The sequence below is a fragment of the Allomesorhizobium aridi genome, assembly GCF_043769475.1.
GTDB lineage: Bacteria > Pseudomonadota > Alphaproteobacteria > Rhizobiales > Rhizobiaceae > Allomesorhizobium.
The window spans coordinates 1,520,091-1,540,794 of the sequence record NZ_CP171729.1 but is presented as its reverse complement, the minus strand read 5'-3'; the positions used below and the strand labels follow the sequence as shown (position 1 = coordinate 1,540,794).

At 62.8% G+C, this 20,704-nt stretch carries 19 protein-coding genes, 1 tRNA gene and 3 pseudogenes; 10 read left to right on the top strand and 13 right to left on the bottom strand.

The features are described from left to right. Positions 1 to 11 precede the first annotated feature (11 nt). Positions 12 to 827: an alpha/beta hydrolase gene (locus ACG873_RS09550; protein WP_394891492.1), complete on the top strand. Its 816-nt coding sequence runs from the start codon at positions 12 to 14 to the stop codon at positions 825 to 827. A gap of 12 nt (positions 828 to 839) precedes the next feature. Here the strand turns inward: ACG873_RS09550 and ACG873_RS09545 are convergent, their stop codons facing one another. Further along, positions 840 to 1,157 carry a cupin domain-containing protein gene (locus tag ACG873_RS09545; RefSeq protein WP_394891491.1) on the bottom strand — a complete coding sequence of 106 codons (318 nt, stop codon included), beginning with the start codon at positions 1,155 to 1,157 and terminating at the stop codon, positions 840 to 842. Between the two features lie 32 nt (positions 1,158 to 1,189). Then, a complete protein-coding gene (locus ACG873_RS09540) occupies positions 1,190 to 2,311 on the bottom strand; it encodes a DUF2336 domain-containing protein (RefSeq protein WP_394893421.1) in 1,122 nt (373 codons plus the stop codon). Positions 2,312 to 2,463: 152 nt separating this feature from the next. Between ACG873_RS09540 and ACG873_RS09535 the strand changes: the two are divergent. Both ACG873_RS09535 and ACG873_RS09530 read left to right on the top strand, forming a co-directional pair. Continuing rightward, positions 2,464 to 2,917: pseudogene (locus tag ACG873_RS09535) on the top strand (MaoC family dehydratase). After that, entirely contained in the window at positions 2,917 to 3,804 is an 888-nt protein-coding gene (locus ACG873_RS09530) for an HpcH/HpaI aldolase/citrate lyase family protein (protein WP_394891490.1), read from the top strand. The pseudogene ACG873_RS09535 and the gene ACG873_RS09530 overlap by 1 nt, the downstream one beginning before the upstream one ends. Here ACG873_RS09530 and ACG873_RS09525 read toward each other — a convergent pair. The 11 genes and pseudogenes from ACG873_RS09525 to ACG873_RS09475 all read right to left on the bottom strand — a co-directional run bounded on the left by ACG873_RS09525 (position 3,801) and on the right by ACG873_RS09475 (position 13,449). After that, complete coding sequence (locus tag ACG873_RS09525; protein WP_394891489.1) at positions 3,801 to 4,157, bottom strand: hypothetical protein; 357 nt, start codon at positions 4,155 to 4,157, stop codon at positions 3,801 to 3,803. The genes ACG873_RS09530 and ACG873_RS09525 overlap by 4 nt on opposite strands. A gap of 18 nt (positions 4,158 to 4,175) precedes the next feature. After that, the gene (locus ACG873_RS09520; RefSeq protein WP_394891488.1) at positions 4,176 to 4,784 is read right to left on the bottom strand and encodes a flavin reductase family protein; all 609 of its coding nucleotides are present in this window, start codon (positions 4,782 to 4,784) and stop codon (positions 4,176 to 4,178) included. Position 4,785: 1 nt separating this feature from the next. Continuing rightward, complete coding sequence (locus ACG873_RS09515) at positions 4,786 to 5,370, bottom strand: nitroreductase family protein (protein WP_394891487.1); 585 nt, start codon at positions 5,368 to 5,370, stop codon at positions 4,786 to 4,788. Next, the gene (locus tag ACG873_RS09510) at positions 5,367 to 5,870 is read right to left on the bottom strand and encodes a YbaK/EbsC family protein (protein ID WP_394893419.1); all 504 of its coding nucleotides are present in this window, start codon (positions 5,868 to 5,870) and stop codon (positions 5,367 to 5,369) included. Before ACG873_RS09510 ends, ACG873_RS09515 begins: the two co-directional genes overlap by 4 nt. Then, positions 5,870 to 6,688, bottom strand: a complete 819-nt coding sequence (locus tag ACG873_RS09505) for an MBL fold metallo-hydrolase (protein WP_394891486.1) — start codon at positions 6,686 to 6,688, stop codon at positions 5,870 to 5,872. Before ACG873_RS09505 ends, ACG873_RS09510 begins: the two co-directional genes overlap by 1 nt. Positions 6,689 to 6,690: 2 nt before the next feature. Beyond that, complete coding sequence (locus ACG873_RS09500; RefSeq protein ID WP_394891485.1) at positions 6,691 to 7,482, bottom strand: TatD family hydrolase; 792 nt, start codon at positions 7,480 to 7,482, stop codon at positions 6,691 to 6,693. A 13-nt stretch (positions 7,483 to 7,495) separates the two neighbouring features. Then, positions 7,496 to 9,046, bottom strand: a complete 1,551-nt coding sequence (gene metG, locus ACG873_RS09495; protein ID WP_394891484.1) for a methionine--tRNA ligase — start codon at positions 9,044 to 9,046, stop codon at positions 7,496 to 7,498. A gap of 85 nt (positions 9,047 to 9,131) precedes the next feature. Beyond that, positions 9,132 to 10,183, bottom strand: a pseudogene (locus tag ACG873_RS09490) (DNA polymerase III subunit delta'). Next, a pseudogene (tmk, locus tag ACG873_RS09485) lies at positions 10,180 to 10,846 on the bottom strand (dTMP kinase). The pseudogenes ACG873_RS09490 and tmk overlap by 4 nt, the downstream one beginning before the upstream one ends. Positions 10,847 to 10,923: 77 nt before the next feature. Then, positions 10,924 to 12,093: a D-alanyl-D-alanine carboxypeptidase family protein gene (locus tag ACG873_RS09480; RefSeq protein WP_394891483.1), complete on the bottom strand. Its 1,170-nt coding sequence runs from the start codon at positions 12,091 to 12,093 to the stop codon at positions 10,924 to 10,926. 111 nt (positions 12,094 to 12,204) lie between these two features. Next, positions 12,205 to 13,449 (bottom strand): septal ring lytic transglycosylase RlpA family protein, encoded by a 1,245-nt coding sequence (locus ACG873_RS09475; RefSeq protein WP_394891482.1) that lies wholly within the window; start codon positions 13,447 to 13,449, stop codon positions 12,205 to 12,207. Positions 13,450 to 13,764: 315 nt separating this feature from the next. Between ACG873_RS09475 and ACG873_RS09470 the strand changes: the two genes are divergently transcribed. The 7 genes from ACG873_RS09470 (at position 13,765) to ACG873_RS09440 (ending at position 20,637) form a co-directional block, all read left to right on the top strand. Continuing rightward, positions 13,765 to 13,854, top strand: a tRNA-Ser gene (locus ACG873_RS09470). Positions 13,855 to 14,165: 311 nt separating this feature from the next. Further along, positions 14,166 to 15,281: an IS110 family transposase gene (locus ACG873_RS09465; protein WP_394885677.1), complete on the top strand. Its 1,116-nt coding sequence runs from the start codon at positions 14,166 to 14,168 to the stop codon at positions 15,279 to 15,281. Between the two features lie 574 nt (positions 15,282 to 15,855). After that, positions 15,856 to 16,068: a hypothetical protein gene (locus ACG873_RS09460; RefSeq protein ID WP_394891481.1), complete on the top strand. Its 213-nt coding sequence runs from the start codon at positions 15,856 to 15,858 to the stop codon at positions 16,066 to 16,068. Between the two features lie 28 nt (positions 16,069 to 16,096). After that, the gene (locus tag ACG873_RS09455) at positions 16,097 to 17,533 is read left to right on the top strand and encodes a hypothetical protein (protein ID WP_394891480.1); all 1,437 of its coding nucleotides are present in this window, start codon (positions 16,097 to 16,099) and stop codon (positions 17,531 to 17,533) included. Between the two features lie 24 nt (positions 17,534 to 17,557). Continuing rightward, entirely contained in the window at positions 17,558 to 18,286 is a 729-nt protein-coding gene (locus tag ACG873_RS09450; RefSeq protein WP_394891479.1) for a YidC/Oxa1 family membrane protein insertase, read from the top strand. Then, positions 18,287 to 20,020 carry an alkaline phosphatase family protein gene (locus ACG873_RS09445; RefSeq protein WP_394891478.1) on the top strand — a complete coding sequence of 578 codons (1,734 nt, stop codon included), beginning with the start codon at positions 18,287 to 18,289 and terminating at the stop codon, positions 20,018 to 20,020. 263 nt (positions 20,021 to 20,283) lie between these two features. Beyond that, positions 20,284 to 20,637, top strand: a complete 354-nt coding sequence (locus ACG873_RS09440; RefSeq protein ID WP_394891477.1) for a hypothetical protein — start codon at positions 20,284 to 20,286, stop codon at positions 20,635 to 20,637. Positions 20,638 to 20,704 lie beyond the last annotated feature (67 nt).

The window sequence follows — 20,704 nt, the reverse complement described above, 5'->3', positions numbered from 1 at the left end:
GTGGGCATCCCGTGAGCGCCACCAAACTCCTGCTGGTCCTGCCGCTCGTCGCGGCTCTCGGATATCTGGCGCTGGTCGGCCTGATGTATTTCTCCCAGCGTGCGCTGCTTTATCCCGGGGCCGGAGCGGCCTTCGCGCCGGCATCGCGGGCCGAATGGGGCGAGAAGGTTTCGATCGCGACACCCGACGGCGAAACGCTGCATGCGCTTTTCAGCAAGGGCAAAGCCGGCAAGCCTTCGGTGCTTTTCTTCCTCGGCAACGCCGACCTGGTCGGCAACTACGGCTTCCTGGAGCAGTCGCTGGCCGCTCGCGGAATAGGCCTCCTCGCGATTTCCTATCGCGGCTACGCCGGCTCGAGCGGCTCGCCGAGCGAGGAAGGATTGCTGACGGACGGCCTGGCGGCGTTCGACTGGCTTTCGGCGCAAAGCGACGGCGGGATCGTCTTGCTTGGCCAGTCGCTGGGCAGCGGCGTCGCCGTCAACACTGCCGCGCAAAGGCCGGTGGCAGGCATCATCCTGGTGTCGGCCTATCTGTCGGTGCTGTCGCTCGCCCAGATGCACTACCCGTATCTGCCTATCGCGCCACTGATCAAAGACCCGTTCCGCTCCGATCTCAGAATAGCGAAGGTGCGGCAACCAAAACTGTTCATCCATGGCCGGCGCGACGACGTCATCCCGCTGTCATCCGGCGAGGCGCTCTACGCCATCGCTCCCGAGCCCAAGCAGATTCTGGTTCATGACGCCTACAGCCACAACGACCTCTGGAACGAGGGGATGACCGGCGAGATCATCCGATTTGTGGAGGCGCTGAGCAGGAATGGCGGCTAGGCCGCTCACATCCTAAGCCATTCCAAGAGCATCGGGTTGCTTGATTTCGATCTCGACGAACGCAATCGGGTGTTCTGAGCTGTTCATCACGTCGTGCTTGATGCCGGATGGCCTTCGGTAGGCCTGGCCTGCTGCGAGAGGAACGTCGGCGACATTGACGCCATCGTGAATCCGAAGGGTTCCAGCCGTCAGCATGATGACGAAATAAGGCCATCCATGCTCGTGCCATCCGGTAGCCGCACCCGGCTCGAAGTCCCAACGTGTGATTCTCACGGCGTTGTCATCCAGCTGGACCGTGGGCATGGCAGGTATTTCGCATTTGAACGCCAATTCCGTCTCCGTCGTTCAAAGGGCCGCTTCGCTCACGCCGCAGCTATCGCCAGTGCGTGGCCACGGGCGTTTTCGCGCAGTGCCTCAAGGTGGATGGATTTTAGCAGGCCGGCAAGATCGCCTGTCGACGCCTGCCCGCCGAGTTCCTTCAGCATCAGCCAGGTGACTTCCTGCGCCCCGGCAACGCGCTTGCCGTTGGCGACCTCGCGCCAGATTTTCAGCGCGCGCAGGATGACGGCATGGGTGCTCGCGGCAAGCCCGGCGCTGCGGAACAGCGCCGCCAGCGCCGCATCGTGGCCACCGGAGAGCAGCGCCCTCACCCGGTGCTCGGCTTGTCCGGTCAGCGCAACCATGGCCGAGCCGAAGAAATCGACCTTGCCGTGGGCGATGGCGCGGATGATGAAGCTCGACGTCAGGTCGCCGCGCAGGCGCAGATGCTCGATCAGTGCACCGTGCTCCTCGGCGCGCGTGTTTTCGATGACGGTGAGCGAAGCCTTCACGCAGGCGTCGCGCATGACGCGATCGGCATGCGCCGCGCCCATCAGGGCGGCGACCAGCGGCGCCTGCTTCAGCGCGTCGCCAAGCTTGACCAGCAGCATGTGCCGGCAATCAGCGGGCAAGCGCGGATCGGCGATCATCGCCTCGCGCACCGAAGGCAAATGGCCGTGGCGCTCGGCCATGCGGCGGAAGCTGAGAGCGGCGATCGCCGCTCCGGAATTGGCGATGAGTTCGACGCAAGCTTCCGGCTCGCCGATCTCGGCAATGGCCGCTGCAAGCGCCATCGACACGACCGGACGTCCGGCGACGAGCTTCTGTACGGCTTTGGAACCGGTGGCGACGCGGTCGATCAGGTCGGCGTCGGTCAGAAGCGGCGAGCGGGCCAGCACGAAGGCGGCGACTTCAGGCTGGTCGGAAGCGAGCGCTGCAATGATCTGGATCGGCGCGTGATGGCTCATCGACAGCGCTTCGGCCATGGCCAGGCGGACCTTGGCGGAGGGATCGTCAAGTAGCAGCGTGAGTGCTGCTTCCGCGGCGCAGCGGTCCTCGAACGGCAGGTCGCGTTCGACATAGGCGCGGGCGAGAGCGCTCACGGCCGCGACTCTTTCCGAAACGCGGGCCGTGCCGATCCATTTCAGGAAATGCCCCACTACCATGAATGTCACTCGCAGCCCTGCCGGCAAAGATTCCGGCCCCCGGAAGGACGCTAGGCACAAATGGTTTACGAAGGGTTCACCATGTTTCTTAACCGGCTTGCCCGCAGGGACGGCAGCGCCTATCAAACGGGCGTGCAACGGAGGAACGCCGCATGGCTGGACTATATCTCGAGGAGTTCGAGCCCGGCCGGACGTTCAAGCACACCCTGCGCAAGACCGTCACCGAAAGCGACAACATGCTGTTTTCGGTGATGACGCTGAACCCGCAGCCGCTGCATATCGATTTTGATTTCGCCGCCAAGAGCGAATGGGGCAAGCCGCTGGTCAACTCGCTGTTCACGCTCGGCCTAATGATCGGAATTTCGGTCAACGACATAACCGTCGGCACGACGGTCGCGAATCTGGGGATGCGGGAAACCGTGTTCCCGCACCCGGTGTTTCATGGCGACACGATAAGCGTCGAGACGGAGGTGCTGTCGGTGCGCGAGATCGAAGTCGAAGCCCGATCGCGGCATCGTCGAATTCGAGCACCGCGCCTTCAACCAGCACGGCGTGCTGGTCGCCAAATGCACCCGCCAGGCGATGATGCTGAAGAGACCGGCCTGATGCGTTCGCTGCTATTCGTCCCGGGCGATTCGGAAAGGAAGCTGGAGAAGGGTTTTTCGGCGGGTGCCGACGTGGTCATCGTCGACCTCGAGGACTCGGTCGCGGCCGGCAATAAGGAAGCGGCGCGGCGGATCGCGGCGGATTTCATCCGCGGCAACCGTGCGCGAACATCTGCCGCGATTTATGTGAGAATAAACGATCTTTTGTCCGGCCTGACCGACGATGATCTCGCTTCGCTGATGCCGTCAAAGCCGGACGGCATCATGCTGCCGAAGTCGAACGGCTTCGCCGATGTGCAGCAGCTTTCGGCCAAATTGCGTGTTCGCGAGGCTGAAAACGGGCTGCCGGACGGTGGCGTAAAAATCATCCCGATCATCACCGAGACGGCGGCCGGCCTGTTGGCAGCGGGGAGCTACAGCGCAAGTCCCCGCCTCTCCGGCCTGACCTGGGGCGCAGAAGACCTTTCCGCCGCGATCGGCGCGCGGGCGACCCGAGACCAGAGCGGGCGCTACACCGACGTGTTCCGGCTGGCGCGGGCGATGACGGTGCTTGCCGCCTCGGCGGCCGAAACGGCGGCGATCGATACGGTTTTCGTGAATTTCCGCGACGCCAACAGCCTGCGCGCCGAATGCCGCAACGCCGAGCGCGATGGGTTCACCGCCAAGATGGCCATCCATCCGGATCAGGTGCCGGTCATCAACGCGGCGTTCACGCCATCCCCGGAAGCGGTCGCGCATGCGCAGGCGGTGGTCGAAGCGTTTCGGGTAGCAGGCGATCCCGGCGTAGTTGGGATCGACGGCCAGATGTACGACCGGCCGCATCTGCGCCGCGCCGAGCGGCTGCTGGCAAGGGCAAAGGCTGCCGGATCGCCGCCGGCAAATCTCTAGGGAATTCGGTGCCCCTTCACGAATATCTGTTGCGGATTGGCTGTGTCCTCGATCCAGATGTCGATTTCGACATCCGTGGGATCTGCCCCGCTTGACCAGATCGGCAAGCCCACGCCGATTCCATCGCCAGAGGAATTGCCTCTATCCAAGTGGATAAACAGGTGAAAATTCTCTGGAGGAGATGAAAATTTCTCTCCGTAATTGTCAAGAAAATGAACGAAATCATCAAGGTCGTAGACAAATGAGACGTTAGGCAGTTTCTTCAGCCCATCAATGTCCTTGTCCGCTACACACTGCAGGATGTGTTTCAAAGTAGAGATGGTTTGCGGGGTCAGCACCCAATTCTGGTTCAACGGCTTGTCCCGCCTCAGCTAATCCTTGCCCCAGCGCGGGCGGCGCATCTGGAAAGTCTCGTTGACCATGGAATAATCCATGTAGCCGAGGCGGGCGACGTTGCCGGCCTTGACCGCGTCGAACAGGCCGTCGGTGAGCATCGCGTCGTCGATGTGCACGCCGACCACCTCGCCGGTGACGACGAACACGCCGGAATCGCTGCCGTCGAGCGCCTTGGGACGCAGGATTTCCGTCACCTTGCATTCGAGCGCTGCGGGAGCTTCGGCCACGCGCGGCGGCGCGACCAGCCGCGACGGCGCTGGCGTTAGGCCGGCATAGGCGAACTCGTTGACGCCGCGCGGCGCGTCGACTGCTGTGCGGCTCATCTTCTCGGCAAGGTCGCGCCCGACCAGATTGGCTACGAACTCGCCGGTCTCGCCGGCGAAGGTGGCACTGTCCTTGGCGCCTTCCGAGGAGAACCAGACCAGGAAGGGATTTGTCGAGAAGGCGTTGAAGAAAGAATAGGGCGCGAGGTTTACGTCGCCATTGAGGGCGACAGTCGAGATCCAGCCGATCGGGCGCGGCGACACGATCGCCTTGAACGGATCGTGCGGCAGGCCGTGGCCCTTGGCCGGTTCGTAGAACACGCTATGCCTCCCAGGGGCCGGCATAATCGGCATAAAGCGCCGTCGCGTCCGGCCGCGGACGCTCCGGCGCGGGGCCTTCGTAAGAGCCGATGTGGATAAAGCCGACCACGCGCTCATGCGGAGCCAGCCCCAATATGCGCCTGCCCTCCTCGACATCGGAATACCAGTTGGTGATCCAGTTGGTGCCGTAGCCGAGCGCATTTGCGGCGAGCACCAGGCTCATCGCGGCTGCGCCGCCGGACAGGAACATCTCCCATTGCGGGATCTTCGGGTTCTCCTTCGGGCTCGAAATCACGCCGATGACCAGCGGCGCACGCGAGAACCGCGTCAGTTCCTGGTTGCGGCGTGCCTCCGTCAGCGGACCTTCGCGCTTCTCGGCGAGATCAGCGAGCTTTTCGCCGATCTCCTCGCGCGCCTTGCCGCGATAGACGATGAAGCGCCACGGCGCGAGCCGGCCATGGTCGGGCACGCGCGTGGCGATCCTGATCATCGTCGCGATTTCATCGTCGCCGGGCGCCGGTTCGCGCAATTCCGGAATGGGTGCTGAATTGCGCTTCAGCATGAAGTCGATGATCGGCGATGTCATGTGGCACTTTCCTGATTGGCAAGGCTGGCGACGGTAGCGCCAGCCGCGGCGATCAATGCGCCGGGTTCGGCCGCGAATACCGCGTCATGCGCTCCGGCGGCGGCCCAGACGCGGTCGAAGCGAAGAAGCGCCTCGTCGGCGAACGCCGGAATTGCTGCCAGATGGCCGATCGGCGAAACGCCGCCTATGGCAAAGCCGGTGACCTCACGGATATGGCGCGGGTCGGCGCGTTTCAGCGGCTCTACCGCAAGTGCTGCCGCCTTGGCGAGGTCGAGCTGGTGCTCGCCCGAGAGCATGAACAGATAAATTCTACCGGTGCGCTCGCCCTGGAAAATCAGCGATTTGACGATCTGCGCTACCGTGCAGCCGCATTGCTCGGCCGCCTCGGCGGCGGTGCGGGTCGAGGCCCCCATGCGGCGGATCTCGATGTCCAGGCCGGCGGCGCGCGCGGCCTCGGTGACCCGCTCAATGCTGCCGCTTGCGTTAGGTTTATCGTCCATCATTCTGATTCCAGTGGTATTTCAACCACCATACCGTCATAAGCCGGTTCGACATTGTCCGGCGTTTCGCGCACCACCGTCGCATAGTCGAGCGGCACATGCATGTGAGTGAGAACCGCCCGTTTCGGCGCCAAGCGTTCGATCCATTCGAGCGCCTCCGAAAGCGACAGATGGCTCGGATGCGGGCGGTATTGCAGCGCGTCGATGACCAGAACGTCGAGGCCGGTCAGCCGCACAGCGGTCGCGTCGGGAAAGCCGCTAACATCCGGGCAATAGGCAAGCGGGCCGATGCGGAGGCCGAGCGAAATCGTGTCGCCATGGAGTTGCGGCAACGGCTCGAAGGTAAGCGCGCCGCCCTCGCCGTCGATGGTGAACGGGACGCCATGCTCGATGAGACTGGCGCTGACGATCGGCGGATAGGAACTTCCCGGCGGCGTGGCGAAGCAGTAGGCGAAGGCTTCCTTCAGCCGCGCCACGGTTGGCGCGTCGCCATAGACCGGAATCAGCCGGCGCTGCTCCAGCCAGTAACTGCGCAGGTCGTCGATGCCGTGAATGTGGTCGGCATGGGCGTGGGTATAGACCACGGCGTCGACTCGGCGGACCTTCGCCATCAGCATCTGCTCGCGGAAATCAGGCCCGGTGTCGATGACGACGGTTGTCTTGGCACCGTTGGGCGCGATGCGCTCCACCAGCGCCGCCGCGCGCATGCGGCGGTTCTTCGGCTCCAGCGGGTCGCAATCGCCCCAGTCGCCGGTGATGCGCGGCGTGCCCGGCGACGAGCCGCAGCCCAGAATGGTGAAGCGCAGCAGGCCCGCCACGCTCAGGCGTTCCCGGCCGGACGCGGCATCTTGGTGAACAGCCTGAAGAAATTGTCGGTGGTGATTTTTGCGATCTCGCCGGCGCTGACACCCACGGTTTCGGCAAGCACCGCAGCGGTGTTGGCCACATAGGCGGGCTCGTTGCGCTTGCCGCGAAACGGCATCGGCGCGAGATAGGGCGCGTCGGTCTCGACCAGCAGGCGGTCGTGCGGAATGCCGGCTGCGATCTCGCGCAATTCGCCGGAATTCTTGAAGGTCAATATGCCCGAGAAAGAGACATAGCCGCCGAGCTTGATGCCGGTCTCTGCTAGCTCGCGACCCGAGGAAAAGCAGTGCAGGATGAAGGGGAAAGCGCCCTTTTGCGTCTCCTCCTCGAGGATAGCGGCCATGTCCGCGTCGGCGCTGCGCGCATGGATGACCAGCGGCAGATCCGTCTGCCGCGCCGCAGCGATGTGGGCGCGAAAACCCTTCGCCTGCGTGTCGCGCGGGGATTTGTCGTAATGGTAGTCGAGGCCTGCCTCGCCGATCGCCACCACCTTCGGATGGGCCGAAAGCCGGACCAGTTCATTGGCCGTCACGTCGGGTTCCTCGGCGGCATTGTGCGGATGCGTGCCGACCGAGCAATAGACCGCATCGAAAGCCTCGGCGATCGCCAGCACGTCGGGAAAGCGCCGGACGCGGGTCGAGATCGTGACCATGCGCGCCACACCCGCCCTGGCCGCGCGCTCGACGATCGCCGCGCGCTCGTCGACGAAGTCCGGGAAATCGAGGTGGCAGTGGCTGTCGACAAGCATGCTCTCGAAAGCCCTACTGTTCCGCCGCGACCGGCTCGACATAACGCGGGAACACCGCCGCCGGCGCGGGCAGCAGAGTGCCCGGCTTCAGCGCATGCGCCTCACCGGCATGCTCGAATGCGCGCTCATCGGCGGGCACGGCCAGAAGGTTGAGCAGCTTTGCCGCAGAAGTCGGCACGAAGGGCTGGCACATCAGCGCGACCCGCCGGATGGTCTCGGCGGTGGTGTGCAGCACAGTTTCCATGCGCGCGGGGTCGGTCTTCTTCAGCGCCCACGGCTCCTGCCCGGCAAAGTAGCGGTTCGCTTCGGCCACGACGCCGAAGATCGCCGCCAGCGCCTGATGAACCGACTGCTCGGCCATGGTTTTCCGCGCGGTGGCCAGCGCCTCGTCGGCCATCGCCAGGATGGTGCGGTCGGCATCGGCAAGCACGCCGCGCGCCGGCACAACAGCGCCGCAGTTCTTGGCGATCATCGACAGCGACCGCTGCGCCAGATTGCCGAGATCGTTGGCGAGGTCGGCATTGGTGCGGTTGACGATCGCGTCGTGGCTGTAGCTGCCATCCTGGCCGAACGGCACCTCACGCAGGAAGAAATAGCGCACCTGGTCAAGGCCGTAATGCTCGATCATGGCGAAGGGATCGACGACGTTGCCGACCGACTTCGACATCTTCTCGCCGCGGTTGAACAGGAAGCCATGCGCGAACACCCGCTTGGGCAATTCTATGCCGGCTGACATCAGGAAGGCCGGCCAGTAGACGGCGTGGAACCGCACGATGTCCTTGCCGATGATGTGCGTCGCCGGCCAGAAATCCCACTTGTCGCCGGTCGTATCGGGAAAGCCGGCGGCGGTGAGGTAGTTGGTGAGCGCATCGACCCATACATACATGACATGCTTCGGGTCGCCCGGCACCGGCACACCCCAGTTGAAGGTGGTGCGAGAGATCGAGATATCCTTCAGACCCGATTTGACGAAGCTCATCACCTCGTTGCGGCGATCGGCAGGCGCGACAAAATCGGGCCGCTGCTCGTAGAGCGCGAGAAGCTTGTCCTGGTAGGCCGAAAGGCGGAAGAAATAGGTTTCTTCCTCGTTCCATTCGACCGGCGAACCGAGTGGCTCTCGGCGCACGCCGTCCTCGCCGACCGTGGTTTCCTTCTCGTCGAAATAGGCCTCCTGCCGCACCGAATACCAGCCGCTGTAGCGGTCGAGGTAGATGTCGCCATTCGCCGCCATGCGCTCCCAGATCGCCTGGCAGGCCTTGTAGTGGCGCGGCTCGGTGGTGCGGATGAACTCGTCATTGGAGGCGCCGACGGCTTGCTCCATCTCGCGGAAGATGGCCGAATTCCGGTCGGCCAGCGCCTTCGGCGTCACGCCCTCCTGGTCGGCGGTCTGCTGCATCTTCAGCCCGTGCTCGTCGGTTCCGGACAGGAAGAACACGTCCTTGCCGTCGAGCCGCTGGAACCGCGCCATCGCGTCGGTGGCAATCACATTATAGGCGTGGCCGATATGCGGCTTGCCGTTTGGATAGAAAATCGGGGTCGTGATGTAGAATTTTTCGCGTGACATGAAAGGCCGTTCGAAATGGCGACTTGGGAAGCGTCGCGGTGATAACGCATCGGGCTGGCGATTGCCATACGGCTAGGCGGCAGCGTCACATTCGAAGCGCTTCGTTGAGCCGGATGATCATGCCGAGCGCATGCTGCTTCTTGTCGAGATTATAGGTCTCGGTCTCGGTGACCGACGTCAGCGCCTCTTGCCAGCTTTCGGTCAGCCGGTTGGCGCGCGACCCCTGGCCCTCGAGTGCGGCGCGGCTCGCCGCATCCGCCAGAAGGTCGAGCGCATGGCGATTGAAAATGTCGAACGGGATGTCCTGGCCGCGGCCGCCGGCGACTTCGGCGAGCTTGTGGGCGGCGGCGATGTCGAGTTTTGGCGCGACCACTATCCTGTCCATCGCCTCGGCGATCTCCAGCCCGCCATACTGCGTCAGAAGGATCGCCTCGCGCACGCTGCCCGCCGCCCTTTCGGCAAGTGCCGCGCGGGCGCGCGGGTCCGGCGGCTCCTGGCCTGCATCTTCGAGTGCGGCCATGAGGTCGTCCGGTTCCAGCGGTCCCAGCCGGACGATCTGGCAGCGCGAGCGGATGGTGGGCAAAGGCTGCCCAACGCATGCGCGATCAGCACGAAGATCGTGCGGGATGGCGGCTCCTCCAGGTTCTTCAGCAGCGCATTGGCGGCGTTGACGTTCATGTCGTCGGCGGGGTCGACGATGACGATGCGGTAGCTGCCGTCATGGGACGTCATTGACAGGAAGCGGTTGACGCGGCGGATCTCGTCGACGGTCACCACGGTCCTGAAGGTTTTCGTCTTTTCATTGAACGGCCGCGTCAAATGCAGGACGGATGGGTGTGCGCCCATCGCCACTTGCCGAAACAGCGGCGAAGCTGGGTCGGGCGCAGCCAGTTCGGCCGGCGCATCGCCATGCGAAGGATGGCGAAGAAGGTGCTTGGCCAGGTGAAATGCCAGCGTCGCCTTGCCGACGCCCTGCGGTCCGGCAAACAGCAGCGCGTGCGGCAGCTTGCCGGCGCGATATGCAGCGGCCAACATATTCGACGCCGCCCGATGGCCATGCAGATGCGGGTTTTCCGAAGGTTCCGGCACGCCTTCGAGCGTGTCGTGCTGTTCCGGCGCGATACGTTCGAACATCACCCCTCCTTCGCCCGGCGCGGCGCGGCGCGCGCTTCGAGCGCGGCGAAGACCGCGGTCGTTACCGCATCTTCGACTTCGTCGGGGTTTACAGAAGCATCGATGACGACGCAGCGCTCCGGCTCGCTGCGCGCTATGGCGAGATAGACTTCGCGGCGGCGCTGGTGGACCGCCAACGTCTCCTTTTCGAAGCGGTCGGGCGTGCCGTCGCCGCGGCGGGCACTTGCGCGCCTCAGCCCCTCGGCAGGGTCGATGTCGAAGATCAGCGTCATGTCCGGGATCGTGCCGTTGACGGCCACCCGCTCCAGCGCGGTTATGAAGCCGGGATCGAGATCGCCTGCCCCGCCCTGATAGACACGCGACGAGATCGAGAAAGCGGTCGCACAGAACGATGCTGCCCCGTGCGATTGCCGGGGCGATGAGCTGTTCGACATGGTCGGAGCGGGCGGCGGCGAAAAGCACGGCCTCCATTTCCGGCCCGAACGGCTCGGCAGCGCCCGACAGGATGACGTGGCGCACGGCCTCCGCGCCGGGCGAGCCGCCGGGCTCTCGGGTGACGACGAGGTCATAACCCTTGGCGCGCAGCTTCGCGGCGAGCCGGGCAATCTGCGTCGACTTGCCCGCCCCTTCTCCGCCCTCGAAGCTTATGAAAAATCCGCGCGCCAAGTGGCCCGATCCTCTGCATAGTTTTGAGAACACCGGTAATAGCCCCCGAGCGGAAAAAGTCCACGCCGAACGCTGCTTCAGCGCAGCCAGCCGACCAGCAATTCGCCGACCGCATCAAGGGCGCGCTGGTGCAACGCGCCCGTCTCGACATTTTCGGCGGCGTAGAGCGGGGTTTCCTGGCTCAGAGTGCCGCCGATGAAGACGCGGAGCGCCCCGATCTGCGTACCTTCCTCCACCGGCGCGATGACCGGGCCCTCATAGACGATGCGCGCGGTCAGCCGGTCGCGATTGGTGATCGGCACGAAAATGGAAATCGGCCCCTCCGCCTTCAGCGCCACACCGGACTTTACGCCGCCATAGACCTGCGCCTCGCCAACCGTTTCGCCTTCGGCGAATAGTTCGCTCTTCTCGAAGGACCGCATCCCCCAGTCGAGGATCTTGCGGGCTTCCTCGGCGCGCTCGCGCTCGGAAGCCATGCCGCTCAAGGCGACGAATAGGCGCTTGCCCTCACGGGCGACGGAGCCGACGATCGCATAGCCGGATTCCTCGGTGGAGCCGGTCTTCATGCCGTCGGCACCGATGTTCATGGTAAGCAGCGGGTTGCGGTTGCGCTGGGTGATCTTGTTCCAGGTGAAATCCGGCTGGGAATAATATCGGTAGAAGTCCGGATATTCGTTGAATATGTGCAGCGCCAGCTTTACCAGTTCGCGCACCGTCACCACCTGGCCCTCGGCAGGCAGGCCGGTCGAATTCTTGAACACCGATTGTGTAAGGCCGAGTTCGCGTGCGCGCTCGGTCATCATCGCAGCGAAATTCTCTTCGCTGCCCGCCATGCCCTCCGCGATGACGATGCAGCCATCATTGGCCGATTGCACGATCACGCCCTGGATCAGATCTTCCAGCCTGATCTCGGAATTGAGTTCGGCGAACATGGTCGAGCCGCCCGAACCCGCCCCGCCGGTGCGCCAAGCGTTCTCGCTGACCACGAAGGTGTCGTCGAGCGAGTGCCGCCCGGCCTTGATAGCGTTGAAAACCACCTCCATGGTCATCAGCTTCGCGAGCGAGGCCGGCGGAATAGGTTGGTCGGGATTTTTCGAAAACAGGATCGTGCCGGTTTCGGCATCGATCATGAAGGCCTGTGCGGCTTTCGTCTCGAATAATTGCGCCTGCACCGGGGCGACGGCGGCGAGAGCAGCCACGAAGCCGATGACCAATGCGAGCGTCGCCCGGCGGAATTCCATCAACATCGCTGCCCTGCCCTTTGTGCATGCCATGCACGACGGCAAGGCTAGCAGGGATTTAGACGCCGGATCAACATCGACAAGGTCGCGCTATACGCGCAGCCGGAGATAACAGCCTCAATCGCGGATTGTCATGGCGTCAGGTGCGCCGTTCGCCCATGCCGCTTCGAGCATGGCGTCCAGTCCGTTGCGGCCGTCGGAATAGAGGTTGACCGAATGGAGCACGGCGCCGTCGATCTCGGCTGTCTCCAGCGTGGCGCGGCCGAATCCCGACAGCGCCTCGGCGACCTGTTCGGCCTCGGCCAGCGTGGCGAACGAACCCGCGGCCACGTAAGGCTGAACTGCTGCGCCCGCCCCTGCCGGGTTGAGCCGCTTCCAGGATTGCGCGACTTCGTCCGGCGACATGGCACCGCGTTCGAGTGCCGCGAAGGCGCTTGCCGCCCTCTGCAGCCGGTGGTCGGGCGCGTAGGACATGGTCGCCAGCGCGACCTGTGTCTCGAAGATCATGTCGACGCCCGGCCGGTCCGGTGCGATCGGGCCGAAGGCCGGCAGAGCGAGATCGCCGAACGCTCCGGCGTCGGCCGCCATCACCGGCTGGATCTGCGGCTGCGCGGCAGGCGCGCTGTCGGACATCACGCCCGGAAAGGCCGCGCTGGCATTGGCGCTGGGTGTCGGACCGTTCATTGCGATCATGACGCCGGTGGCGAGGCCGTCGGACGGATCGGGAGCACGGTTGCCGGGCCGGTAGGAGGCCATCAGGAATTGCTCGTCGCGGCCGTGCAGCGGCGCGCGGCCGACATATTCCACCTGAACTTTCGCAGTGCCACTGTGGGTGTAGTCGAGCATTTCGGCAGCGCGTTTCGACAGGTCGATCAGCCGGCCGTGCGAATAGGGGCCGCGATCGTTGACACGCACGATGACGGAGTTGCCGTTCTTCAGATTGGTGACGCGGGCATAGCTCGGCAACGGCATGGTGGGATGCGCAGCCGTCAGATGCGTCATGTCGTAGATTTCGCCATTGGCGGTGAGCCGCCCGTGGAAGGCGTCGCCGTACCAGGACGCGGCGCCGACCTTTTTGTAGTTCTTGTCTTCTTTGGGGTAGTACATCTTGCCGCGCACCTTGTAGGGTCGGCCGACCTGGTCGCGGCCGCCGCCGCGCTGCAGGTTCGAGAGCTTGGTGGTGACGCGCGGGCTTGCCTTCACGCCGTATTCGGATTCGGCAAAGTATTCCTTGGAGCGCTTGTTCTTATTGACCATGCTTTTCGACTGCGGGGCCGCGCATGCGGCGAGGAAAGCCGCGGCGACGGCCAACGCGGCTACAGCGGAAGCGCGACCAGGACGCGTCAGCGCCAGATTCAGCATATGCGATTTATCCCCGACTTTTTCAGAATTGCCCGCCGCCCACCGAGCGGATCGGCGGCGGTTGGCGCATACGAACTCTTCCGGCACCCCTGCCCCGGCCTCTCACTGTAAGCCGGAATAGTTTGACACGCTATTAACCGATTATGTCGGGAAACGGGCGGGAATGTGGCGCACGGTGCGGGAAAGTCTATCGCCAGCGCGCAGCGCCAGGTTTCAACCCGCGACCAAAGACCGGCAAAATCCGGCCTGCCAAGCACCGCGAAAACCTAATTCTTGAAAAGCCGGGCGTCTTCGCGCATAGAGCGGCTTGCCGCTGGAGGGATGGCCGAGCGGTTTAAGGCACCGGTCTTGAAAACCGGCGTGGGTGCAAGCCCACCGTGGGTTCGAATCCCACTCCCTCCGCCAGCGGCATACCGACATGTAGTTGTATTTATTGCATTTTTGCCATTGCCTGATCTGATCCCACTTTTATCCCCACTGCGTGAGATTGAAGGCACTTCTCGAGGACGGTAAAATAAGGTTTCTTGCCCCGATTCTCGGGCCGTCGGCCTCGTTACAATCTCCCCATCATTAAAGCGGTTCTCAGAAAAGAGCCCGCGAATCATTCTAGTCCCTATGATTGCTGGGCCTGAAGGTGGCCCGTCATCCGATATGCAACGGTACGAGGGTTAAGCCGGCTGGCCGGCGCAGAGCCTCATGCATAGGAGACGGGCCATATGGAACATATCAGATTTGTCGGTTTGGATATTCACAAGGAGCGGATTTCGATCGCGGTGGCAGAGAGCGGACGCGGCGGGTCGGTGGAATATCTCGGCGAGATTGCCAACGACCCTGATGCCATCAACAAGCTATGCGATCGTCTGGGGCGTTCCGGCAAGCCGCTGGCGTTTTGCTATGAGGCCGGCCCGTGCGGTTATGGCGTTTATCGCCAACTCACAAGCCTGGGCCATCGCTGCGACGTGGTGGCGCCATCGCTGATTCCGAGGAAGCCTGGCGATCGGGTGAAGACAAACCGTCGCGACGCCACCATGCTCGCCCGCCTCAATCGGGCCGGAGAGTTGACCCCCGTCTGGGTGCCCGATACCGATCACGAAGCCATGCGCGACTTGATCCGGCTGCGCAGCGTCGTGCGCCAGGTGGTGACGCGAGCGCGTCAACATCTTCAGGGATTTCTGCTGCGCCACGGGCATAAGCACGAGCGTGGGACGGCCTGGCGAATGGCTTACCGGCGATGGCTTTCGACATTGGCCTTCGAACATCCCGCTCAGCAGATCGCATTTCAGGACTACGTCGATGTCGTCATGGATGCGGAACGGCGCCTGCAGCAGGTCGAGGAACAGATACTCAGACTGCTCCCGGAATGGAACCAGCGCCCGGTGGTTGATGCCTTGCAGGCAATGCGCGGTATCGCGCTGATCAATGCCGTGGTGCTGGTCGCGGAGGTCGGCGACTTCACACGCTTCTCCAGTCCACGCCAGCTCATGGCCTATTTCGGCCTGGTCCCTGGCGAGCAATCGAGTGGCGAGACCGTCTGGCGCGGCGGCATCACCAAGACCGGCAACACCCATGCCCGGCGCGCGCTGGTCGAGGGCGCCTGGGCTTACAGGATGAGGCCGCGCATCGGCCGGCACAAGGTCGACCGGATCGAAGCGCTGCCAAAAGTCGTCCGCGATATCGGGTGGAAGGCGCAAGTTCGGCTTTGCACCCGATATCGTCGGCTGAGCGCGCGCGGCAAGAACGCCAACGTCGTCGTTGCCGCCATCGCACGCGAGATGGTGGGCTTCATCTGGTCGATCGCCTGCACGGTTCAATCCGCGCCAAAGGCGGCGTGACCGCTATTTGAAGGACAGCCAGCAGAGGAGATCGCAAAACTCAAACATCAGCCTCGGCGATATGCGGCGCTGGAGGCGGGACAATGCCGGGGAGCCCTCGTCACCACTATGAGCCTTTGACGCTCGCCACCTAGACAGAGGCAGCCCCAAACGAAACAAGGTCATGCGGCCCGACCCGCGGATGAGAGATTGTTGACCGACGTTCAAGTCCCGCCTCTTGCACCTCATATCCGCCGTACAAGTGCCTCGACCGCCGATCGGGTCGGCGGGCCAATTTCTACGCCAAAGGCCGTTGTCAGCAATCATGAGAGTGGTGAAAATGTGACGTCGGGCAGTTGCCCGTCCGGCCCCAGCGCATTCAACTCCCGGATCCCCTGGCTATTGTAGCGGTGCACTTTCCTGAGCCCGCGCCAAAGCCGATGCGCCGCCGATGTTTCAGGGATCAAACTTTATAACAGCTACTTGTACTCCAGCTTGGCCTGTGACAGTTTCGTGACGGTTTCGTGACAGTTGTGCCCACGGAAGTCAGGGCAGACTTCGTCATATATAAATCGACTAGTGGGAGCACACATAAATGAATTTGCGAGTTGCATGTGTTGCGCTTGCCTTCTTCGCGACGGCAACCGTGGACGCCTATGCCTACATAGATCCAGGTACGGGAAGCGTTATTACAACGGCGATCGTAGGATTTTTTGCAGCTGCTTCGTACACCTGCCGCAAGTACATATACAAGGTGCTCGACATCCTCCGGCCCCGCGCCGCGCGTGACAAGAAGGGCGAGCATTGACTTCGCGCAATCGTTGCGGTGGATTCCGGTGAACCTGGCCGAGAGAGTGCTTGCCGCGGACGACGGTTCGTTTCGCGACAGAAGCAACGCCGTCTACGAAGACGGTGACCGGATATTGCGCGGAATAAGCGCGGAAGCGCTTGCCAACTGGAATGCGCTTTCGGCTCAGCCCTTCTTTCAATCCATGCTCGACCGCGGAACGGTGGTCTCCACCCGACTCATTGACGCCAATACCGTCAAGTCCGGCGGCCAATGGGCTGCCTATCTGGAGCATGAACGCATCCCGTTCGTAAGCTATCCGTACGAATGGCCATTCGGCATGCTCAAGGACGCTGCGCTGCTGCATCTCGACCTGGTGGAGGAAGCGCTGCAGTCGGGATGGACCCTGAAGGACGCGACCGCCTACAACATTCAGTGGATCGGCGCCCGGCCGGTATTCATCGATATTCCCTCCTTCATACCGTACAAGGCCGGCGACCCATGGGTCGGCTATCGCCAGTTCTGCATGATGTTCCTCTACCCCTTGATGCTCCAGGCCTATAAGGGGGTCGATTTTCGGCCGTTCCTGCGCGCCGACCTTGAGGGAATCGATCCGCTGACCGCCGACCGGCTGCTCTCCGGCGCCACGCGCCTGCGCAAGGGCGTGCCGACACATGTGTACCTGCATTCCAGAATGCAGCAACGCTATGCCGGCATCGAACTCGACGAGGCCAAGGCCCTGACGGAAGGCAGCGGCAAGAGCGTATCGCAGCGCAAGCGCGTGCACCACACTGAGGCGATGGTGCTCGGCACGATTCAAGGCCTGAAACGAACCGTCCGCAAGCTTTGCCTGCCGCGGACGCGCACCACCTGGGGCAGCTACGACACCGATCACAGCTACGGCGACGCCTCATTCGAGATCAAGAAGGCGTTCGTCCAGCGTGCGGCATCGCGAGTGCCGCGCCGCCTGACATGGGATCTCGGCTGCAACACCGGCACCTTCTCCGACATATGCGCCGCCCATTCCGACTACGTGGTGGCGGTTGACGGCGACCCGAAGGCCATCGAGCGGCTCTACCAGAAGCAGAAGGCACAGGGCGGCCGCGACATCTGCCCGCTCGTCATGAACCTTGCCAACGTCTCGCCCGGCCATGGGTGGAACGGCAGGGAACGCAAGGCTTTCGACAAAAGGACAGTGCCGAACCTGATTCTTTGCCTGGCGCTGATCCATCATGTCGTCATATCGGCCAACATACCACTCGCTTCATTTCTTGCCTGGCTGCGGGGCTTCGGCTGCGAGGTGGTGATCGAGCTCGTGACGCTCGATGACGATATGTCCAAGCTTCTGCTGCGCAACAAGGAAAACCAGTACGGGGAACTTACGCAGGCTGGCTTCGAGACCACCGTGGCGTCGATGTTCGACATAGTGTCATCCGAGCCCCTCAAGGGCGGGCATCGGAGGCTTTATCATCTTGAGCCTCGTTAGAGGCCCTGCGGAAAGGCAAGAGCCATGGGGGCTCTGAGCATCATCCTGTGGCCGATCATCGCCCCAATGGGGTTCGTCCTCGATTGGCTGCATCATCTCTCCGGCAGCTATGGGGTTGCGATCATCCTTCTCAGCGCCCTGGTGCGCATGGTGACTCTCCCACTATCGAAGATCGGCAGAAGGCATGTGGAGTGCGAACGTCTCGTCCAGCTTCAGATGCAACCCGCGCTGGCAGAGGCGAAAGCCCGCTATTCCGGGCGCGAGCGCTTCGAGCGGATCGAGGGCATCTATGCCAGCCACCAATATCATCCCATCCATTCGATGGCCTCGCTGCTCCCGCTCCTGATCCAGATCCCGTTTCTGCTCGCCGCTCTCTTTCTCCTGACCGACCATCCCTCCCTTGCCGGGGAACGGTTTCTGTTCATCCGCGACCTGGCGCAGCCGGACCGGCTGCTGTCACTGGGCCAGGGCGTGACGGTCAACCTGCTGCCAATTCTTCTAACCGCTGTCGCCGTAATTGAATCTGCGGTGGCTGCGAATGCAACGCGATTGTCACGGCTACGCTTCCTGATCATCGCGGTCGTTCTGCTTGTGCTGATCTATCCCCTGCCCGCCGCCGTTTGTCTTTATTGGATGGCGAGCAATGCATGGTCGTTGATCGCCACCCTTCGCACCGGCCGCGGGGCCGGCACGGAAGCGGCCATTGAACTCGCCGTCCGTGAGCGACGTAACGGCCATGCCGGGCAACCCTGAATGGACCATCTCGCCATGCAAGCCGAAGCCGTTACTAAACGCCGGTTCTCTCCCTATCTGAGCCTCGCAGCGCTCGGGCTGGCGATTTTGCTCATCACCTTCCCGTTTGAGATAATTCGCGCAAACGCGGCGGAGATCCAGGCGCCGGGGACGTACCTGATCTACTTCCTCCTGTCGTTCGTCTTGCTGACTGCGCTGTTTACGGGCGTCTCGCTCTTCCTGCCTGCCAGGGTGGTAAAACTTCTTGCAATCGTGCTGGCGTCCTACGCGATCTCGATCATCATCGCAGACTATTTCTTCCCCCTGGACATCGGGCCGCTGGAAACGGGATCGGAGCAGGCGACGGCAAGCCTGCAAGGCCAATTGTGGCAGCTTGCGATTTTCGCGGTCGGCGCCGGGCTCCTTTACATTATCCCGGAACACCTCATTGGCAGCGCGGCGGCGGTCTTCACGGCGGTTCTTGTGGCGAGCAATGCGCTGACGACCTTTCCTGCACTGCAGGACCGGGAAAGCTCGATCGCGGCAACAGCCGCGCCGGCGAATACCTCCTCCCACGGCTTCAACATCTATCAATTGATTTTCGACAGCTATTACGGCCCGTGGTTCGAATTCGCCCGCCACGAACTCGGGATGGATGAAGGCACATTTGCCGGCTTCACGCACTACATCGACGCCAAGTCAAACTACTGGAACACCGATTCGTCGTTTCCCTCCTTCCTCAGTGGCACAACCTATGCACTTCCAATGAAGGTGTCCGCGTGGGAGAAGCAGGCGCGCCGCGATTCGCTGATCACCGACCTGAACACGTACGGCTATCGCACTTCTGCATACGCGCTCTACAGCCGGGGGGGATTGCTGACTAACGTGGCGGATTTCAGGAATGAAATCTCCGGTTCGGCAGACTTCCCACTCGTGGTCGACTTCGTCCTCTTGAGGACGGCGCCGCCGATTGCCCGCCCGGCGATGATGCGGAAGGGCCGAGGCGCGGGAAGCATTTTGGCGGAACTGATCTTCGACCGCCCCAGCGGCGACATGCGCGTCTACGAGTCTTACCGTCAGTTCGTGGACTATCTGGCCGAGGAGCCCCGACGTCCGGCCACGGGTAATTACACCCTCTTCCACTCCTATCCGCCGCATCCGCCCTATATCCTGGATCGGCACGGCAATCTGGAAAACAGCACTTATGAGGAACAGCTCCTGCTCGCGACCAGCATGATGAAGCAGTTCATCGAAGTCCTGAAGGAGACGGGCAGGTACGACAACAGCCTTATCATCCTCATGTCCGACCACGGCGACACCGCGCCCGGCTCATTCAGCTACCGAGACCAGCCGATGCGCTATTTCATCAAGATGAGCACAGCCAAGGCGAGCGAGATCGCGGCGGTCGATCTGCGCCGCATGAATGGACGGCTCCTGGAAGCACGGTACTCCCCGCTCATGCTCATCAAGCCGCCAGCCGGATGCGGCGACCCTCATGGCCCGCTGAGAGTCAAGGAGGGCCTCGTGCAACTGAAGGATCTGCGCCGCTTCATCAACGCCATCGTGAAGGATCCGAAAGCCGCGTGCGAATATCCCGCTGCCAGCAGCGTTCTCATCTCGCATGGTCTCGTGCCCCTCTCCGAAGATGGCAAGCGGAAGCAGGTCGATGAACTGCGCAACCGGCGTATCAGTCAATACCTGATCGACGAGCATCTTGAATGGCATATACTCGAAGACACTGAGTTCGAGTATTAGCTAGTTGTGGAGTCTCAATAGGTTGTTCCCGATCGGCTGATGGGTGGACCGATCCTGCCATGAGGTCTGTGCCAGTCGTAGCGGTCAAGTATGGCGGCGGTTCCAGCGGTACCCTCGTCCGAACTCGGTGAAGGCCCTCGCGGGGGCAGCGCCAGAACATTTCTAGCGCTCGCCAGGCAGCGCAATGGATGCTCTTCAGGTGGCCGAGGATATCAACCCAGCCAAGCCCGCGCGGCGCGCAAAATGCTTCAGAGGCGGGAGGAATGACACCTCTGGAGCGGGTTGAGAGCCGAATACCTGAGGAGCGCCTCGGCTCCTGCAAGCGGACCCACAATTATTTCCCGAGCGACCTGATCCAGATTTTCGGGGATTTCGACGTTGATTCGTTGATGGACCGGATGCGGTGCGAAGGCGGCGACCACGGCCGGCTGAGCGTCGATTCCTTCCTTCCGACCGGCAGCGAGGCGGTCGGGCTGCACCGTCGGGGCATGTTCACCAACAGCTCTCATTTGAGCAGGGCAGGCTCACGTCGCTTAGGGAAAGAAATTCTGGAGGCCGGCATGCTGCCGGCCGTCTTCTCCAATTTCTCGAAAAACAACGGCATCCCGGATCGATAGTTAAGCTTGCAAGGCTGAAGGTCACCTCGCCAGCGATGACGTTGTATCCATCAGAGGTTGTCGCTTT

Excerpts from the sequence above, each read along its gene's own strand:
- ACG873_RS09480 (WP_394891483.1), bottom strand. The coding sequence starts at position 12,093 with ATGTTGATGGAATTCCGCCGGGCGACGCTCGCATTGGTCATCGGCTTC.
- ACG873_RS09510 (WP_394893419.1), bottom strand. The coding sequence starts at position 5,870 with ATGGACGATAAACCTAACGCAAGCGGCAGCATTGAGCGGGTCACCGAG.
- ACG873_RS09450 (WP_394891479.1), top strand. The coding sequence starts at position 17,558 with ATGGGGGCTCTGAGCATCATCCTGTGGCCGATCATCGCCCCAATGGGG.
- ACG873_RS09465 (WP_394885677.1), top strand. The coding sequence starts at position 14,166 with ATGGAACATATCAGATTTGTCGGTTTGGATATTCACAAGGAGCGGATT.
- ACG873_RS09500 (WP_394891485.1), bottom strand. The coding sequence starts at position 7,482 with ATGCTTGTCGACAGCCACTGCCACCTCGATTTCCCGGACTTCGTCGAC.
- ACG873_RS09445 (WP_394891478.1), top strand. The coding sequence starts at position 18,287 with ATGGACCATCTCGCCATGCAAGCCGAAGCCGTTACTAAACGCCGGTTC.
- ACG873_RS09515 (WP_394891487.1), bottom strand. The coding sequence starts at position 5,370 with ATGACATCGCCGATCATCGACTTCATGCTGAAGCGCAATTCAGCACCC.
- ACG873_RS09460 (WP_394891481.1), top strand. The coding sequence starts at position 15,856 with ATGAATTTGCGAGTTGCATGTGTTGCGCTTGCCTTCTTCGCGACGGCA.
- metG (WP_394891484.1), bottom strand. The coding sequence starts at position 9,046 with ATGTCACGCGAAAAATTCTACATCACGACCCCGATTTTCTATCCAAAC.
- ACG873_RS09475 (WP_394891482.1), bottom strand. The coding sequence starts at position 13,449 with ATGCTGAATCTGGCGCTGACGCGTCCTGGTCGCGCTTCCGCTGTAGCC.
- ACG873_RS09540 (WP_394893421.1), bottom strand. The coding sequence starts at position 2,311 with ATGGTAGTGGGGCATTTCCTGAAATGGATCGGCACGGCCCGCGTTTCG.
- ACG873_RS09530 (WP_394891490.1), top strand. The coding sequence starts at position 2,917 with ATGCGTTCGCTGCTATTCGTCCCGGGCGATTCGGAAAGGAAGCTGGAG.
- ACG873_RS09440 (WP_394891477.1), top strand. The coding sequence starts at position 20,284 with ATGACACCTCTGGAGCGGGTTGAGAGCCGAATACCTGAGGAGCGCCTC.